The following is a 16,942-nucleotide window of genomic DNA, read 5'->3' as shown; positions in this document are numbered from 1 at the left end:
CAGAAAATGCACGTATCGGTGAATTAAAAGCATATGAGTCAGCCTTAACGGCCAAAACGTTGACGAAATGCAGTGGGTGTTAACCCCATGATGCGGATAAAGGCTTTCCGACAAGCACCGCTATCGTCATACCCCACCTGATTGGCAATCTGCGTAAATGACTCGGTGGTTGTTTCCAGCAACTCACATGCCCGTTGGATGCGCAGGCGCTGTAGGTATTCGTAAGGGGTGTAGCCGGTGGCTTTGGCAAAACGACGTAGCAAGGTGCGCTCTGTCACCGCGCCTTGCTGACTTAATTGGTTAAGCGTTATAGGTTGCGCCAGATGCGCCGCTAACCAACGCTGTAATTTCTCGATCATGCTATCGCCGTGCAAAAATGATGGCATAAACTGCTGATAAAAGCGCTGCTCGCGCTCGGCGGTATCGACCACCAACAGCTTACCCAAATTACGCATCACCAGCACTGATGCATAGCGCGCGACCAACTCCAAGCCTAAATCCACCCATGACATTAGCCCTCCGGCACTGATCACATCGCCATGATCAATCAAGATGGCATCTGTTTTGAGCGGTTGTTCGGGAAACTGCTGCGTAAAACTCTCAGCCAATCCCCAATGGGTGGTCACCGGACGTTGATGCAATACTCCGGCCCCAGCCAGCATAAAGCTGCCCGTACAGGCTGAGGCGATCACGCTACCGCGCTGATGAGCTGTGCGTAACCACGCCAGCACCTTTGTGGCCATATAGGGCGCAGTCCCCGGCGGTAGAATCACCACATCAAAATGAGTATTAACACCAAACGGCTCGGTAAAAATAGCAGGCGAAAACTGTACCTTGAGCCCCTGCTGGCGGCACTGCGTATTGGCCAGCACAAACATCTCTTCCAGCCCATAAACTGCCGATTTTAGTGCCTGAGGATAGTGATAAATGCCAAGAGTAATCTTCGTCATCGCCGCCTCAATGCGCATCTTATTCACGTGATATTTGTCGGTATTAGACTGTTTTATGTCATTTTAGACACTACAGCAAATGCCACTTCAGCGTCATACTCATTACACGCTTTACTCGATGTATTACCACTATCTCGTTCAACCCTAGCGCTGTAAATACAATGACCTTGTACTTGTAGGAGTGCGCCAAATGGAAAAGACTGCATTACTGATTATTGATCTGCAAAATGATTACTTCGCTGCCGGAGCCTTTCCGCTGTGGCAAGCCGAAGAGACCAAAGACCGCATTGTGGCATTTATGCATAAAGCGCAAGCGGCAGGTGTAGAGATTATTCACGTGCAACACATTGCCGATCCTGCGTTAGGCTTAGCGCCATTTTTTAATCAAGGCACAACCGGCGCAGAAATTCACCCGGATGTTTTGGCCGCAGCCCCTAATGCACCGATAGTGGTTAAAACCTTTGCCGATAGTTTTGTGAAAACCACATTAGAACACGTGTTGTCAGAAAGAGGCGTTAGCCGTTTGTGGGTCGCCGGCATGATGACGCAAAACTGCGTTACCCATACGGCAATCTCACGCTCAGCAGAAAAGTATGATGTCGCTATTTTGCCCGATTTATGCACCACGGTTTCTGAGATGCTGCATCTGATTGCTTTACATGCGGTTTCTACACGAATGGCATTAACACCAAGCGCTACGCTATTGCCATAATAACCAAGCCAAAGGAATCGGTTATTAATCGTAGAAATAGCAATGTAAGCGGTATTCATCATTACCGAACGCCGCTTTATTTCATCACCAATATTTCATAACCGAAACTTCATAATGAAGAAGAAAATAGCGCCGAAATAGCCCCACCAATGCGCATGAAGAAATGACCAAACTCGGTGAGAACATGCACGAACAACAGCGGCCAACGATAGGCGATGAACATGGCCGTCATGAAGCCTAAAAAGAAAAACCACGCGGGAAATAACCAATGGCGAGATGCCTGTTTTTCACGGGCATAGCTATCGTAGCTCTCTCTTCTTTTCGGTTCGTGATAAGACGGCCTTTCTCCTGCGGAATAACCAAGATCGGATCGCTCTCCATCGCGAAACTCTCGGGGATGATAAATATCTTTGGGGTCAAACATAAGCAGCCTCCTTGCACATCAATAGTAACAAAGGCGCTATGTCAGCTCAGATTTGGATAGGAAATGCGGGAAATAAAACACAAAACGTGCGGCATAATTGACTCAATTACACCGCATTATCTCAGCCTGCAGGAAAATCACACCAACAACGCTTATTCCTGATAAGCACCGGCGGAATACGTCAGCTCATAGCTGTGGCTGTAAATCTCGATGATGTTGCCAAACGGGTCTTCCATGTAGACCATACGGTATGGTTTTTCACCCGGATAGTATTCACGAACTGGCATGCGCTGCTTACCGCCTGCTGCCACAATGCGTGCAGCCAAGCCTTCGACATCCGGATCTTGCACGCTGAAGTGAAACACGCCCGTTTTCCAGAATTCAAAATTGTTCTCGCGCTGCTCGCTGTTCGGGAACTCGAACAACTCAATCCCTATTTTATCGCCGGTAGATAAGTGCGCGATCCGAAACGAACCCCAACCAGGGCCAAACACATCGTTGCACATCACGCCAATCGCCGAGTCATCTTCAGTGATGGTGGTGGCCGGCATAATCAGATACCAACCCATAACTTGGGTGTAAAACTCTACCGCACGATCTAAATCAGTAACGGTAATGCCGATATGCGAAAAGTTACGTGGATAAGTCATAAATCACCTGATGTTGTGTCAGAAAACAGGTGACATGATAGGGAGACTGAGCATAATTAAAAATAAGGTCAAAATAATGGATGCCATAAATATTTCTTATGCTTAATCCCCTCTGGTTAAAGACGCTGATCGCGATACAAGAAACCGGCAGCTTCACCCGCGCTGCGGAGCGACTCGATCTTACGCAAGCGGCCGTCAGCCAACATATCCAACGTCTGGAAGCAGAATGTGGGCCGCTGTTGCTGCGTAAACCGCGTCAACTCGAGCTCACGCCGCGCGGCTTACGCGTGTTGGCTTACGCCCGTGAACAACAACGAGCCAGTGAACGCCTGTATGCCGAGCTATCAGAAGATAACCCGCATGCGGGCAACATCCGCCTCTCAACTCCCGGCAGTATTGGCCTGCTGATCTACCCTTGGCTGCTAGAGCTGCAACAAACCTACCCGACGCTCAGTATCCAGCACCGCTTTGCCCCCACCACCGATATCATCTCTGCCGTGCTTGAAGGTCGCAGTGATCTGGGCGTGGTCGATCAAGCGCCTGAACACCCCAGTCTGCATGCCGAACCCTTGGCGCGCGAACCACTGTGTCTGGTAGTCCCCGCTGCTCTAGCTGAAGTTAGCTGGCCAGCATTGCAGACATTAGGCTTTATTGATCACCCCGATGGTCGCGCGATGGCATTGCGTTTACTTAGCCGTCAGTTTCCTGGCCAACGTTTAGATGACATTCCTGTGCACGGTTTTACTAACCAAATCAGCCTGATCCTTGAGCCGGTAGCGCGCGGTCTGGGCTTTACCGTACTTCCGCGCTTTGCGGTGACCGCATTCGCCAAATCTGAATTAATCCGCGTACATCACAGTGAATCGCCGGTTATCGATACCCTCTGGGCCATTCACCGCGCCGAATGGCCGCTTCCGGCACGCTATCAGCAATTATTAAGCGACATTAAACTGCGCATTACAGAGCAAAGTCAGGCAAAAGGTGCACAATAAAAACGTCGCGCCGTGTTATTTTCCGTATATTTAAATATATGCAATATAAAAAACTAATAGGTAGTAAGTTAATAGATAAACCCAATCCCAAAGAGGGATAAAACAACAGAAAGCCAAAGAAGATAAAAGGATAAAACCACGCCAACAGTCTACCCAGCCCACAGGGCCAAACAGCAAGGAAAGCGTAATAACTGATTAAAAAACAAAGCATAAATAACACTGCAAGATAGGTATCAATATCACTGCCGTTATAGTTTTCCTACAGCAAGAAATGCTATGATTAACAGATGTAGCCATTAATTGAGAATCGCAGTACCGCGCGAGTCATCTCAACAAAAGCATTGTCTAAAAGAAGTGTGACCGCGTTTTATTTCAACATCGCAGCAATATCCAGAATAAAGGTAAGGGCTATAGCGAGCTGTTTGTACAGAATAAATTAACGTTCTGTCATAAAAATAAATATGACACGCATTATAATAAATGGACATCGACAGCGGATAGCCAAGCTCTCTCTACGCGGTACAACCCGGTACATTCCACGCACACTTTGACATTACGGTTAGCCATATAAGATGAACGAAATTGCCATCAGTATCGTGAAAACCATAGGTTGTCTGGCAACCGTAACCTTTTTTTCTATTTACAGTACGTCGGATAACTATAACTACAATTACCACTGGCTGCTGGAACTGCTGACCTTTATCTCCACAATCGCCACGCCGCTGTTCTTTGTGGTGGCCGGTTACACCGATGCCAGCACCCGCAGTGAACCGGGCTGGCGCAACATAAAAACGCGTCGCTTAATGCTGGTGTTTATCTTCTGGCTCACCGCCCATTATCTGTTTACCCCTTATCAAAAGGGTTACCTGATCCATACGTGGTTTGCCATCTCGTTTGCCGCGATATACCTGTTAAATCCAATGATTATTTGGCTATCGGCCAATCGACGTTATTTTATTGCGCTGGTGGCAGTACTGTTTGTCTTTTCCTTTTTGTACGATTTCATTTTCTCGGTCGGACACTTTGGCCTCAATCTGCGCATTGAGCCGCAATATCGCATATGGAACTGGCTGTTATTTTATTTGACCGGGCAGCTACTCAGTGATCCCGAGATCTATAATGTCGTCACCCGAAAACGTAACATCAATATTATTATTGTCGCATTACCCATTATCTATGCGCTGAGCTGGTTATTTGAGCGGACGTATCTCTATCCACTGTTTGAGCGCGATAATAACTCCTTTTTCTTGATAGGTTCACCTATCTATACCTTGGTGATCGGGGTGATCATTGCGTCCAATAAACTCAGTAAATACATTCACAGTGATGTGATTAAAATTTTGCTGACCAAAACCAGTAAATCGATGACCGGCGTGTATATCCTGCACTATTCGATTTTCGCCCTGTTCTCATCGCAAATTGTTATCGACTCGATTGCGATCAAAATCGCGGTGTTACTGACTACCTTTGTGTCTTCGGTATTGCTCTCAATGCTACTGCTGTCGAACAAAGCCACTCGCGCCATCATTACCTTGTAAAAGGCGCGGTTAACACTAAAGCACGATAACGAGATAAAAAATTACATCGCTAAATCACATCACTCGCTAGCTCGCTGGTTATCTCACCGCAAAAAACAAGGCCGACGTGTTTGCACAGCGCCGGCCTTATTCATTCAGAGATCAGTGTCGCGTTATAACTCGGCGAACTCAGTGCCCCGTCACCGGATCGGGCTTGTTAAAGCAGCTGTAAATCACCGGCAAAATCAGCAACGTCAGTACCGTGGCAAAGCCAAGACCGAACATGATCACCACCGCCATACTCTGGAAAAACGCATCACTTAACAGCGGGATTAACCCCAGTACCGTGGTAAATGCGGTCAGCAAGATAGGCCGCATCCGCGATGCGGCGGCATAAATCACTGCCTCTTTAAACGGTTTCTCTTTGCGCTGTAAGCCAATCTCCTCCACCAGCACAATCCCGTTACGGATCAACATCCCGCTCAAACTGAGCAACCCAATCAACGCCATAAAGCCAAACGGGATCCCGGTGAGCAGAAAACCAAACGTCACCCCAATCATCGCCAGCGGTACGGTCAACCAAATGGCGACCGCATTTTTTAACGAGCTGAACATCAACACCGTGATGATAAACATGATGACAAAGGCCACCGGCAAGCTCAGCAACAGCCCTGACTGCGCATTCTTGGTACTCTCATAGTCCCCGCCCCACTCCAGCGAATAGCCTTGTGGCAGCACCAACGAATCCATCTTCGGTTTGATCTGCTGCAGCAACTCTGCCGAGGTTTCGCCGCTGACAGAGCTTGGGTCAGCCATCACGGTCAGGGTTCTTTTCCGATCGCGGCGCATAATCAGCGGGTCTTCCCACTCTGAGGTGAATTCACTGACCACGTTATCAATCGGGATAAAGGTGCGCTGGGCATTACTCCACACCATCACATCATTCAGGTGCTCGACATTTAAGTGCTCTTCGACTGGCGTTTGCAGCATGATCGGCATCAAACGGCTGCCGTCACGGTAAATACCGACCGGCGCGCCCTCAAAGTTCAGGCGTAATGCCAAATCCACTTCGCGCTTATCCACCCCCAACTCAGAGCCCAGATACTGAGAGTATTGTGGACGGATCACCTGTACCCGCTCGCGCCAATCATGCATCACCCCATCGGCGCTCGGCACAGTATTGAAAATCTGGATGGTTTGATCAGCCAAATTACGCAGCACTTCTGGATCGGCTCCAATGAAGCGAGCCTCAATCGAGCTGCTGTTTGATGGGCCAAACATGATGCGTTTTGACTGCACCCGCACATCCGGATACTGAGCGCGAATATACGACTCAATCTCTTTCACCATGCCAGGGATGACTTGCAGATCGTCGGTTTTCACCAAAATTTGCGCATAGTTAGAATACAAACGCTGGGCGTTGTAAGTCAGGATAAAGCGTAGCGCACCTTGACCGGTTGTCACCACCGTGCCTTTAACCGGCTCTTTTTCGCGAATATGCTGCTCAATTTCTGCTGCTACGCGCTCGGTGTGCTTGATATCGGTGTTAAACGGCAGCCACAAATCGACGAAGAAAATTGGCGTATTTGACGGAGGGAAAAAGCTCTGCCGCACCGAGCCAAATCCCCAGATAGACAGTGCTAGTAAGGCACCGAGGATTAACAGCGTCGGCGTTTTAAAGCGCAGCAATTTATCCAGCGTGCCCATATAAATACGGAACACTGCCCCCGAGTAAATAGCCTCGTCTTTCTGCTCGCTGTCCTCTGTCAAGGTTTCTGTAGCCGCGACGTCAGCGGGCTTAACGGTCGCATCCGCGGCCTTCTCGTCTACCGTACTGACCTCTGTAAGGGTTCCCTCACCGTGATCTTTGAAAATCCACTTCATCAGTACCGGCGTGATCGTGAGTGCAATAAACCAACTCAGCATCAAAGAGATCAGCAGAACCTGAAAGAGCGACTTACAATATTCACCGGTGGAATCATTCGACAGACCAATCGGCGCAAACGCCAGAATGGCGATAATGGTCGCCCCCAGTAGCGGCAGCATGGTTTTGCCCACCGCATACCGGATTGCCGCCAGCAACGATTTACCCTGCTTACCGGCAATCAATACCCCTTCCACAATCACTATCGAGTTATCAACCAGCATACTGAGCGAGATCACCAGCGCCCCGAGCGAGATCCGCTGCAGCTCAATATCCAGCATTTTCATGATAAACAAGGTCCCCAGCACGTTCAGTGCCAGCGACAACGCAATCACAATCCCGCTTTTCGCTCCCATAAAGAGCAGCAAGATCCCGATAACAATCAATAGCGAAATCAGAAAGTTGGCGATAAAGCCATTTACTGCCGTTTCTACTTCAGAGGCCTGATCGTAGAACAGGCTCATCTCCATCCCGGCAGGACGTTCGCTTTCCAGCTCGTTGAGTTTTTCCTTAACCAGATTACCGACATTAATCACGCTGACATTGGGCGCAAAAGACACCCCGAGCACCACCGCCGACATACCGTTAGCGCGGTAAATATTGTTAGGCGCGTGCGTTACCCCTTGCGTGATGGTGGCAATATCGCGCAAATACACACTTTTTGGTGCACCCGGCTCGCTGATCACCACCGTGCTCAACTCCTGCACACTGCTAAATTCACCGGTCGGATTGAGGCGGATCTTCTTGTTGCCCACCAGCACATTACCGGCATTAGACACCACGTTTTGCTGGCTCAAAATGGCATGCAAACGCTGCGGCGTGATATTGAACGACGCCATTTTGGCGCGCGAGACTTCAATTTGGATCTCTTCCGGAATAATCCCAGAGATCACCACCTTGCCCACCCCTGGGATCACCACCAGCTCGCGGCGCAAGGTTTCGGCAAAGTCACGTAAGCTTTGGTTACTGTAGCCTTTGCCATACAGGGAAAGAAAAATCCCGTACACGTCACCGAAGTCGTCATTCACAAACGGCGGACTGACTCCGGGCGGAAACGCCAGCGCGGCGTCAGCCACCCGCCGACGCAAGGTATCCCAGATTTGCGGCAGCTCATTCGGGCCATAGCGATCCAAGATGGAGACCGTGATTTGCGATAAGCCCACCCCAGAAATCGAAGTGATGTTATCCACATACGGCAATTGCTGGATAAAGCGCTCCAGCGGTAACGTCACCTCTTCTTCAACTTGTTTGGCCGACGCACCGTCATAACGGGTGACGATAACCGCCGTTTTGATGGTAAACGCGGGGTCTTCCAACTTTCCGATGTTAAGAAACGAGATAACGCCGCCCACGCCCAACAAGATAATCAGCAGCCAAGCGCGGGTATTGTCTTTTATGAAAAAATCTAGCAGTTTCATCATAAACCTCGCTCGCGGACCCAGATCCTCACTTGCTGATTTTCTTTAAGTTCATTGGCCCCTGTCGCTACGATGCGCTCACCATCGGATAAGCCGGAGAGCACCTGCACGCCCTCGGAGGTATACCCGCCCAGCGTCACGTTACGGGCTTCGACAAAATATTTACCTTCTTTTTCCTGCACCACCCACACGCAGGTTTTGCCGCAGATATTGCCATCTGGGCTAAAGACCGCATCCACCGGCACCACCACGCTCACGCGATTGGCCGCCGACGGGATGTTATCGAGATTGATACGCACCACGCCGCTCATCCCTGATAATAAAGGGAAATCTTTCGGCCGTGGCATGGTGAGCGTGACCTGATAAGTCAACGAGTTAGCCGATGCGTTAGCGCGGTGCTCTTTATATTGAGCAATAAACTCTTTACCGGGCAGGTTATTGATGGTCACTGTCGGCTGATAAGCTTTGTTCTGTTCATTGATTAGCTTGAATAAGCTTTCCGGCACATTGAACACCACATCCAATGTATCAAGGGAGTTTAAGGTCACAATGGTCTGCCCAGGGGAGATCACCTGATAATTGCTGACACTGACATTCGAAATAATTCCCGCAAATGGCGCGCGTAACTGCATATCTTGCAGCTCTTGTTTGACCAGATTCAGTGCCGCCAAGGCAGAATCTCGAGCGGCGCGCTGCACATCAAAATCCGCCTTGGACACCACATCTCGGGCTCTGAGCTGCGAGAAGCGGTTAAATTGTTTTTGCGCCAAATTATAGGAAGCTTGGCGATCCGACAGACGATGCAGCACATCATAGTTGTTGAGGCTAGCAATCAGTTGCCCCGGCGTGACTCGCTCGCCTTCCAACACTTCGACCCGATTGAGCGTGCCCGGCACTTTGAATGACAAGTCAGTCTTATCGCCAGCGACCACGCGCGCAGGGAAGGTACGAACGCCTTTTTTCAACGAATTACTCACGTCGTAGACATTCACCGGCCGTAATGTATCTTGCTCAGTCTGAGCACCTCTATCACAGCCGGAGAGGGCCATCACCAGACATACCATCATAATGCGCTTCATATTCACGGCAGCATCTCTTCACTTAACATTGAATGCGGTCACTCACAGAACAGCGGGGCGCAAACAGTTTGCTGAATCCTGAGCGATTGAATTTACGTTTTCGTGGCGTACCGGCTATCCGCTACGCCGCCATTTATGCTCGACCTTGTGCCATCCGAACGGTGTTAGTACGGATTAAGCTTAGTGCTGATTAAGACAGGCCAAGAGATCACTGCTGTCACTGCACGCAATCCGGCCTTCGACCACATCCATCATGTAGGTAAAGAAAGGATTGGATGTGGCACGCATCAGTGCATCCATCCCCACAATCAGTACCGATGATTCGCCGCGCATCGAAATTGTCCCTAGATTGATGCCATAGCGAGTTTTATCTACCGGCGCACTGCCATAGAGCGAGTCCGTCACAGAAAACGGCAGCGCAACGTGGGACAGCGAAAACATGTCATTCGGATAGCGGAGCCCAATCGGCGTCGTCAGGGTGCGCGTCTCGCCTGCGCGGGTCACTGTCGCCACCGCTTCCGGTGAGTTCGGCGTTAAGTTGGTAATCACGATGGTGTTGTAATTGCGCGCCCCGCGTGGCAACAAGGAGTTGACCGCGGTGTAAGCGGAGCGGCGGAATAACGGAGGGAAGCTGACCGCATGGTTAATATCAAACAGCACCAGTTCGCTGCCGTTATCGCCTAAATAGCGGTATAACGAGTTCACTACCGCACGGGTGCTGACCGTTGAGTCCATCACCGATTGGAACGTTAAAATCGGCGGTACTTTATGCAAGTCTTCCGGTGTCAGCTCACGAATACTTTGCTGTAACTCCTGCGTCAGCAAAAATGACTCTCTGGCCGCTTTCACCGGAAACGAGTTATATTTGAACGGATTAAATTCCGGAATAATGCTCAGCCATGCGGATTTAGCAAACGCAGGGAAGATAGAAGGCAATCCCGCCAAGCCAGCAAAGCGAGCAAAACTGGTAATGCCGATCATCGGCGATAACAGAATGACTTGTTGTGGCGTGCGCAGCGTTTTGTCATTGAGGCTAGAGAGGGTGTATTTCATCGCCAGCGCGCCGCCATTGGAAAAGCCCACAATGTGCAACGGCACCTGTTCACCGGCGAGCGCGGTGGCTTCGCGCACCGCCATACGGGTTACCGCCAACCACTCATTGCGCCCAACGCTAGTCAGCCCGGCCGGAACGGTACCGTGCCCCGGTAACCGCGGCGCCACCACCACAAACCCTTTCGACTGATACAGAGCAGCCATCTCGGTCAAACTATACGGCGTATCTGTCAGCCCATGCAGCAACACCACCGCGCCCTGCGGCTTGCCTTCTGGCATCAATAAATACGAACGGTTCCAGTCTTGATGGAATTTTGGCGGGTAAACCAAACTATTTTCGTAATAACGATTCAGTTCAGTTTTTTCACTTTCGGGAATTTTATCCGTGACATTTTCTTTTAAATTTTTATAAATATCATCTTCGCGCGCCAGATAATCACTAAAGCTCGCATTATCAACTTGCGCCACCGACATTTCATCGGGCGTCCACGTGTGCCACGCCTGCAGTTTAGGGCCGCGTTCAGTGTCATAAATTCGAATAGCAATCAGCGCCACTAAAAATACCAGTAGCAAGACGAAGATTTTCTTCACTGTCTTGACTGAAAATAACGCTAACCCGAAAATTTTTTTAAAAAAATTATTATTTAACATCATGAATACCCACCCAAAAGCAAGTATGCGCTGTTAATAATGGCTTTTAGTTCATACAGATAACGAGCCCGTACTTAGAATGAGTATAAACAGGGTTGGTTAAAATGCCACTGAGTGACAAGTTTTGTTATTGGTGCCTGTTTAACTACACCCTGTTATATCTTTATATCATTCGTTATCATTTACTTAGCCAACAGCACCTGCCAGAAAATTGTCGATTACCGTCTGCGGTCGCTCTTATGGTTTCGTCTATATGGTTTATCTATATTATTTTTCTATATCGCTTCGTCGGTTTTATGACGGCACATCGCGGTACGTTTATTCTTTTTTTCATGTCGTACTCTCCCTCTACGTTAACTATTTCTTTATTCACGTACTTCCTAAAATCGCTCACCGATAAACGTACCGACATGTCTTATTTATTGCGTTATGGGCGCGAACGCAATAAATCACGCCCATAACGGTTTATTTCGTTTGATTACGTGGAATTAATCCTCTTCTGAAGGATAAATCACATATTCAAACGGGTTATTGCTGTTATCCGCTGGCGTGGTAGTGCTGGTGCTAGTAACGGAAGCCGGAGTTGGCTGCGCATTGGTGGTTCCAGGGATAATTTCAAAGTCCGGCGTGAAGCGGACTAAGGTACTTTTCAGCTTGTTATAGGCTGAGCGATCCCCTTCCATCTTCACCTTGCCCGCTGACTCCAGTGCTTCAAAGGTCGTCGCCCCCATCATGACGTTGTTCAAATCAGCACGATTCAAGGTGATGGTTAAGGTCGGGTTCTTCGCCTGATAGTTGGCAATGTTGGTCAGGGTCGCGTTACTCATCTCAATTAAGTAACGTTCGTTGTTATCTGGCGTCACCAAGTTGATGGTAAATGCCATGCCATCGGCTTTTTTGCTATCCATGCTGATGCCGAGGAAATCCAGCCATAACGAGGTCGGCATGGCGCTAATCACATCGGGGCCGGTGGTTCTTGGCGGTAACGATTGCGGAATACCGGTGCGTAACTCGTAAGCACCTTGCAAGAAGCTATTACGCAAACTGGTACTTTCTTTCTGATAACCGAGCTGTTCATACGCATCAGCCAGTAAATTACGGGCATCTTGGTTTTTCGGTTCGGCGTACACCAGTTTGTTCAGGATCTCGGTGGCCTCCAAGTATTTGCCTTGCTCGTTCAGCTCTTTGCCTTTGGCCAAAATCTTGGCCGCACCGCCCATCATCTCGACATACAAAGGCGCAGATTCACGTGGCGACAGCGGGATCAGGGTGGCTGGGTTACCATCCCAATAACCGATAAAACGGTTGATGATCGCCCGTGAGTTATGCGGCTCAGAGCCGTGGTAACTGCGTGCCGCCCACTGACGCTGCAAGCTTGGTGGCGCTTGGTAGACATTGTGAATTTCGTTGATGGTGACGCCCTGATTGGCGTAATGCAGCACCTGATTATTCATATTGGCATACAGATCGCGCTGTGCACGCAGCACTTCTTTGATGCGATCATTACCCCAACGAGGCCAGCTGTGTGAGGCAAACATCACCTGCACATCATCGCCAAATTTGTACAAAGCAGTATTGATCTGTTTTGACCAGTTCAACGCATTTCGTACCGGTGCGCCGCGCAAGGTGTAGATGTTATGGATGGTTCCCGTAACGTTTTCTGCCGCCCAAAACGCGTTGAATTGCGGGAAGTAGGTGTTCATTTCCACCGGCGCTTCGGTATCTGGGGTGTTCTGGAACACCATTTTCACGCCATCAATGGTGATCTCTTCGAAATCATCTTTAATTAAGCGATTTGGCACCAGCAGGCCGGTATTACCCACCGCCACATTCTTACCAATGGCCTGATCCACATGCCCAAATGGGCTGCGATCTAACAACACCGCATATTGATACTGAAAGCGGCGTGCCATGGCATTACCCGCAAACACGTTTTCAGAAATGGCAGCTTCAACAAAACCGTCTGGAGCAATCAACGGCACTTTCCCGCTGGTCACATCGGCTTCATCCACTACGCCACGCACTCCACCAAAGTGGTCACCGTGCGAATGCGAAATCACCACGCCAACTACCGGCCGTTTGCCCAGTTTTTCATTCACGAACGCCAGCCCTGCCGCCGCAGTTTCGCGAGTTGTCAGTGGGTCAAAGATGATCCAGCCGGTATCCCCTTTGATGAAGGTCATGTTGGCCAAATCAAAACCACGTACCTGATAAATACGATCCGGCACCACTTCATACAGGCCATAAGCCATATTTAAAATGGCTTGTCGCTGTAATGAGGGGTGAATACTGGTGAAGTCTTTGCCCTGCAGCAGGAATTCATAGCTTTCCATATCCCAAGCAACGTTGCCGGCATCGGCCATGATCTTTTTAAATGGCGGTTTGGCAATAAAGCCTTTTTGAGATTCTTCAAAATCACGCGCATCTTCAAACGGTAAGCTGTTTTTATTCTGATCGTGCAGGGCAATCGTATATTTTGATGGTGGTTTGCCCTGTGGGTGGAAGTGTGCTGGCCCACTATCTGTCGCTGTAGCGGCAGGCGTTTCACTGCCGGCGGCATAAGCCGAGGTGGTGGCATGAACGGTCATCATCATCGCGGTAATCTGAGCAAGCTTACTTAATCTCATGGCTCTGTCCTTTTCGTTTACAGATACAGATAGCAAAGCATCGGGTCAGTACAGCTACTACTTGGGGTCCGGCATCCTCTTTTTTGGTAATGCGCATAAGCAATTAATTTAACTGCATGTAATTTCATTAACTACCAAGCAAAACCTAGGCCAACATATACACCCGAGGTCGCAACATCATAAACAAAACCGTCACGGTCATAATCAATCGAGAAGTAGCGGTAACCAAATCGACCTTGCAGTGTCGGGTTAAAGGCGTAGTTGACGCTGCCAATCATCTGCCACGTTAAATCAGAACCAGAGCCTGAGCCGCCAACATCGGCATAGCCCGTTACACTCCACTGGTTATAGTTCACGAAATCATGCAGTACGCGGATCCCCACATAAGGGTCTACCCAGCGTTTACGCTCTGAGGTTGTCGGTGTGACGCTCACATCGGGCAATAAAGGTGATGTCAGGGTGGCATTCGCGTCCCAGTTGATAATGTTGTAGCGCAGACCGGCAACCGCATCGACTTTGGTTTGCTCATCGAGCACGCGGTAATACCCTGCGACAGCATATTGTTGCTGCGTCACTTTGCCGTCAGCATCGATGTCGACCAAGCCGCGTGGGCCAGATAAGGTGGCCTGATCCGAGATCCGCAGATAGATGGCGTCCACCATCACACCCCAGCGGTCATAGCGCGCTTCAAAGGCAGCCATCCCCGCCATGTCCATGCGATCCCAGATATCAGAAAAACTTTGCTCAAATTGCTGGCCGTTACCGGGGCCTTCCGCTATCCCCACCTTGCCATCTTGGCCGACGGCCCAGATATAGGGCGTCAACTCATAATGCCACTGCGGAGTGCTCGCTTCGCTGCCAGCGGCCAACACCGTCGACGCAAAGAAAGAAGAGCTCAATACCATAACACCACAGCAAAATGCCTTTTTGCCGGTGCTTGTTGCCACGCCGATTGCCGTTTTAGTTGTACTGGCCATTGTGACTTTCCTTTTTCTGAATTGCCCTGCTTCCTACCTTGGTTTCCTACTCTGGATAGCTGGCCACATGTTCCGTTATGTAGAGCTCATGCTCAGCCTTACCGTGACGACCATGTTCACCAAGCTCACTGCCTGCAGGGACGTTATTTTGTGTTCCGGTATAGAGGTATTTTTTATTCAGTAACGCGGTCTTTATTACATGCTTATTGCTTAGAAAATCTGCCAGTGCGATTGAGTCAACCGCACTGGCATGTGTCATGCTTGCTGTTTCGTTTGTGGCTTAACCTTATTTAGCTTTGGGTTTATCCAGATTGTCGGAGGTCAATTCACCCGGCAGATAATCCGGTAAACGGCTGGCAGGGAAAATCGCCAACAGTGACAACATAGACATAATCAGCAGCCCGAACTTCAAGGCGCGTAAGCGCGCCTCTTCATTGACGCGCACTGCTTCTGCCACTTGCTCCGGTGTGGCCGAGGTTTGTGCCAGTACGCTTTCCAGACGGTCATTGCTGACGAAGTTGATGCTGTCCATATTCACTTGCGATTGCAGCTCTGGAGTCAGGATCGGCGTTTCCGCCACTCCGCGCATGACGTTAGCGCTGAGTAATCCCACCAGTAAGGCCCCCGCCACCGCAGTACCGATCGCGCCCGCTAAGTTGTTGGTGGTACCACGCAATGAGCCAACATCCCCCGCCAGCTCTTTGGGTGACGAACTTACCAGCACGTTGAACACCAGGGTCACCAACGAACCCTGACCAATACCGAACACCACCAACCCGAACAGTACCGCGAATTCACTCCAGTTGTTGCGCACCACGAACGACAGCCACAGCAGGGCGATCGTACAGGTAATAAAGCCGTAACGACCGATCTGCCGTGGCGTCCACTTACCGTAAAAGCGCACAATCAACATGGCGGAGAAGAACACCGACAGGTTAAACGGCATCATGGCAATGGCGGTCGCCATTGGGGTACTGCCCTGCACAATCTGGATATACAGTGGCACCGAGAAGTTCAGCATTGCCTCCAGCGCCACCACCGCAAACATGGCAATTACTGCCGCCCGTTCACTCGGCGAGTTAATCACTTCCAGCGCCAGCAGCGGCGTCTTGCCTTGCTCTTGACGACGACGCGTCCACACCACAAAGGCTTGCGCCAACACGATACCGACCACAATCATGAACGGCGCCGGAGACAGTCCGAATAAGGTAAACGGTGCGCTGTCAGTGGCTAAGCCAAAGCCCCAGCGATTGAGATTATTAAAACCGAACGACATCAAAATGATCGCCGCCGCCGCCAGCACCACACCAACCAGATCAATGCTGACATCTGGGCGCGCCTTATCGGCTTTCAGACGAAAACTCAGGATGAAAATGATCACCGACAGACCAATCAAGATCCCGAACGCCGGACGCCAACCGATGTAGGTGCCCAGCACACCACCGATAAGGAACGCACTCACCCCCGCACCGGCACGGGCCGAACCCAATGCACCCAGCGCCGTGGCTTGTTGTGAGCCGCGGTAGTTTTCAGCAATCAAGGCCACCAGCGCCGGTACCAGTGCCGCTGCGGTCAAGCCGCTTAACGCTTGGGCGCTGATCATGATGGTGGCATTCGGGCTGAAGGTCATCATGATCTGAGCAACACCGAAGACCAGTACGCTGACCCGGAACACATGCACCGGCCCAAAGCGCTGGTTAAGTTTGGCACCCAACATCACAAAACCCGCGACCGACAGCGAGTACATAACGATCGCCGTGGCAATGGTAGTCGGTGGAACGTTAAAGCTTCTGACCATCCCGCCCAGAGCAACGGGCAGAGAGGCAACGTTGAAGGACATGAGCACCTGAGCCATCGCAATGGCGATCATTGGTACCCAGGATTCTTTGACTTCTTGACCCGTGAGGTGAGCTGATTGATTACCCATAAGATCTCTAGCCTTTTAACAGGTGTTTTTGTTCTGCCAAC

General features: G+C 50.1%; 13 protein-coding genes. 3 read left to right on the top strand and 10 right to left on the bottom strand.

Going from position 1 to position 16,942, the window contains the following annotated elements; translation table 11 throughout:
- Window positions 1–44: 44 nt before the first annotated feature.
- A complete protein-coding gene (locus NCTC9997_RS03985) occupies window positions 45–950 on the bottom strand; it encodes a GlxA family transcriptional regulator (protein WP_064978429.1) in 906 nt (301 codons plus the stop codon).
- A gap of 190 nt (window positions 951–1,140) precedes the next feature.
- Between NCTC9997_RS03985 and NCTC9997_RS03980 the strand changes: the two genes are divergently transcribed.
- Complete coding sequence (locus NCTC9997_RS03980) at window positions 1,141–1,662, top strand: cysteine hydrolase family protein (protein ID WP_064977374.1); 522 nt, start codon at window positions 1,141–1,143, stop codon at window positions 1,660–1,662.
- Between the two features lie 109 nt (window positions 1,663–1,771).
- Here the strand turns inward: NCTC9997_RS03980 and NCTC9997_RS03975 are convergent, their stop codons facing one another.
- Both NCTC9997_RS03975 and NCTC9997_RS03970 read right to left on the bottom strand, forming a co-directional pair.
- Window positions 1,772–2,086: a hypothetical protein gene (locus tag NCTC9997_RS03975; protein ID WP_064977373.1), complete on the bottom strand. Its 315-nt coding sequence runs from the start codon at window positions 2,084–2,086 to the stop codon at window positions 1,772–1,774.
- A gap of 152 nt (window positions 2,087–2,238) precedes the next feature.
- The gene (locus NCTC9997_RS03970; protein WP_010862250.1) at window positions 2,239–2,736 is read right to left on the bottom strand and encodes a lactoylglutathione lyase family protein; all 498 of its coding nucleotides are present in this window, start codon (window positions 2,734–2,736) and stop codon (window positions 2,239–2,241) included.
- A 98-nt stretch (window positions 2,737–2,834) separates the two neighbouring features.
- Here NCTC9997_RS03970 and NCTC9997_RS03965 point away from each other — a divergent pair, with 98 nt between their 5' ends.
- Together NCTC9997_RS03965 and NCTC9997_RS03960 are read left to right on the top strand one after the other, a co-directional pair.
- Window positions 2,835–3,728: a LysR family transcriptional regulator gene (locus NCTC9997_RS03965; protein WP_064977372.1), complete on the top strand. Its 894-nt coding sequence runs from the start codon at window positions 2,835–2,837 to the stop codon at window positions 3,726–3,728.
- A 572-nt stretch (window positions 3,729–4,300) separates the two neighbouring features.
- Window positions 4,301–5,266, top strand: coding sequence for an acyltransferase (locus NCTC9997_RS03960; protein WP_010862252.1), 966 nt, complete (start codon window positions 4,301–4,303; stop codon window positions 5,264–5,266).
- A 168-nt stretch (window positions 5,267–5,434) separates the two neighbouring features.
- Here NCTC9997_RS03960 and NCTC9997_RS03955 read toward each other — a convergent pair whose 3' ends face one another.
- From NCTC9997_RS03955 to NCTC9997_RS03925, 7 genes are all read right to left on the bottom strand, one after another.
- Window positions 5,435–8,587 carry an efflux RND transporter permease subunit gene (locus NCTC9997_RS03955; RefSeq protein WP_064977371.1) on the bottom strand — a complete coding sequence of 1,051 codons (3,153 nt, stop codon included), beginning with the start codon at window positions 8,585–8,587 and terminating at the stop codon, window positions 5,435–5,437.
- On the bottom strand, window positions 8,587–9,672 hold the full coding sequence (locus NCTC9997_RS03950; RefSeq protein ID WP_167550121.1) for an efflux RND transporter periplasmic adaptor subunit: 1,086 nt from the start codon (window positions 9,670–9,672) through the stop codon (window positions 8,587–8,589). Before NCTC9997_RS03950 ends, NCTC9997_RS03955 begins: the two co-directional genes overlap by 1 nt.
- Window positions 9,673–9,846: 174 nt before the next feature.
- Window positions 9,847–11,370, bottom strand: coding sequence for an alpha/beta hydrolase (locus NCTC9997_RS03945; RefSeq protein ID WP_052021516.1), 1,524 nt, complete (start codon window positions 11,368–11,370; stop codon window positions 9,847–9,849).
- Between the two features lie 488 nt (window positions 11,371–11,858).
- Window positions 11,859–13,997 (bottom strand): alkyl/aryl-sulfatase, encoded by a 2,139-nt coding sequence (locus tag NCTC9997_RS03940; RefSeq protein ID WP_082935471.1) that lies wholly within the window; start codon window positions 13,995–13,997, stop codon window positions 11,859–11,861.
- A gap of 131 nt (window positions 13,998–14,128) precedes the next feature.
- Window positions 14,129–14,974, bottom strand: coding sequence for a porin family protein (locus NCTC9997_RS03935; RefSeq protein ID WP_064977370.1), 846 nt, complete (start codon window positions 14,972–14,974; stop codon window positions 14,129–14,131).
- 46 nt (window positions 14,975–15,020) lie between these two features.
- Entirely contained in the window at window positions 15,021–15,233 is a 213-nt protein-coding gene (locus NCTC9997_RS03930; protein ID WP_064977369.1) for a hypothetical protein, read from the bottom strand.
- 27 nt (window positions 15,234–15,260) lie between these two features.
- On the bottom strand, window positions 15,261–16,901 hold the full coding sequence (locus tag NCTC9997_RS03925) for an MFS transporter (protein WP_010862259.1): 1,641 nt from the start codon (window positions 16,899–16,901) through the stop codon (window positions 15,261–15,263).
- Between the last annotated feature and the right edge of the window lie 41 nt (window positions 16,902–16,942).

The organism is Plesiomonas shigelloides (assembly GCF_900087055.1).
GTDB classification, from domain to species: Bacteria; Pseudomonadota; Gammaproteobacteria; order Enterobacterales; family CAMTGL01; genus Plesiomonas; species Plesiomonas shigelloides.
This window is presented reverse-complemented; position numbering and strand designations above follow the sequence as displayed.

Bases quoted from the DNA above. Each gene is read 5' to 3' on its own strand.
- NCTC9997_RS03960 (WP_010862252.1), top strand. From the start codon at position 4,301: ATGAACGAAATTGCCATCAGTATCGTGAAAACCATAGGTTGTCTGGCA.
- NCTC9997_RS03965 (WP_064977372.1), top strand. From the start codon at position 2,835: ATGCTTAATCCCCTCTGGTTAAAGACGCTGATCGCGATACAAGAAACC.
- NCTC9997_RS03930 (WP_064977369.1), bottom strand. From the start codon at position 15,233: ATGACACATGCCAGTGCGGTTGACTCAATCGCACTGGCAGATTTTCTA.
- NCTC9997_RS03945 (WP_052021516.1), bottom strand. From the start codon at position 11,370: ATGTTAAATAATAATTTTTTTAAAAAAATTTTCGGGTTAGCGTTATTT.
- NCTC9997_RS03980 (WP_064977374.1), top strand. From the start codon at position 1,141: ATGGAAAAGACTGCATTACTGATTATTGATCTGCAAAATGATTACTTC.
- NCTC9997_RS03940 (WP_082935471.1), bottom strand. From the start codon at position 13,997: ATGAGATTAAGTAAGCTTGCTCAGATTACCGCGATGATGATGACCGTT.
- NCTC9997_RS03955 (WP_064977371.1), bottom strand. From the start codon at position 8,587: ATGAAACTGCTAGATTTTTTCATAAAAGACAATACCCGCGCTTGGCTG.
- NCTC9997_RS03925 (WP_010862259.1), bottom strand. From the start codon at position 16,901: ATGGGTAATCAATCAGCTCACCTCACGGGTCAAGAAGTCAAAGAATCC.
- NCTC9997_RS03935 (WP_064977370.1), bottom strand. From the start codon at position 14,974: ATGGCCAGTACAACTAAAACGGCAATCGGCGTGGCAACAAGCACCGGC.
- NCTC9997_RS03970 (WP_010862250.1), bottom strand. From the start codon at position 2,736: ATGACTTATCCACGTAACTTTTCGCATATCGGCATTACCGTTACTGAT.
- NCTC9997_RS03985 (WP_064978429.1), bottom strand. From the start codon at position 950: ATGACGAAGATTACTCTTGGCATTTATCACTATCCTCAGGCACTAAAA.
- NCTC9997_RS03975 (WP_064977373.1), bottom strand. From the start codon at position 2,086: ATGTTTGACCCCAAAGATATTTATCATCCCCGAGAGTTTCGCGATGGA.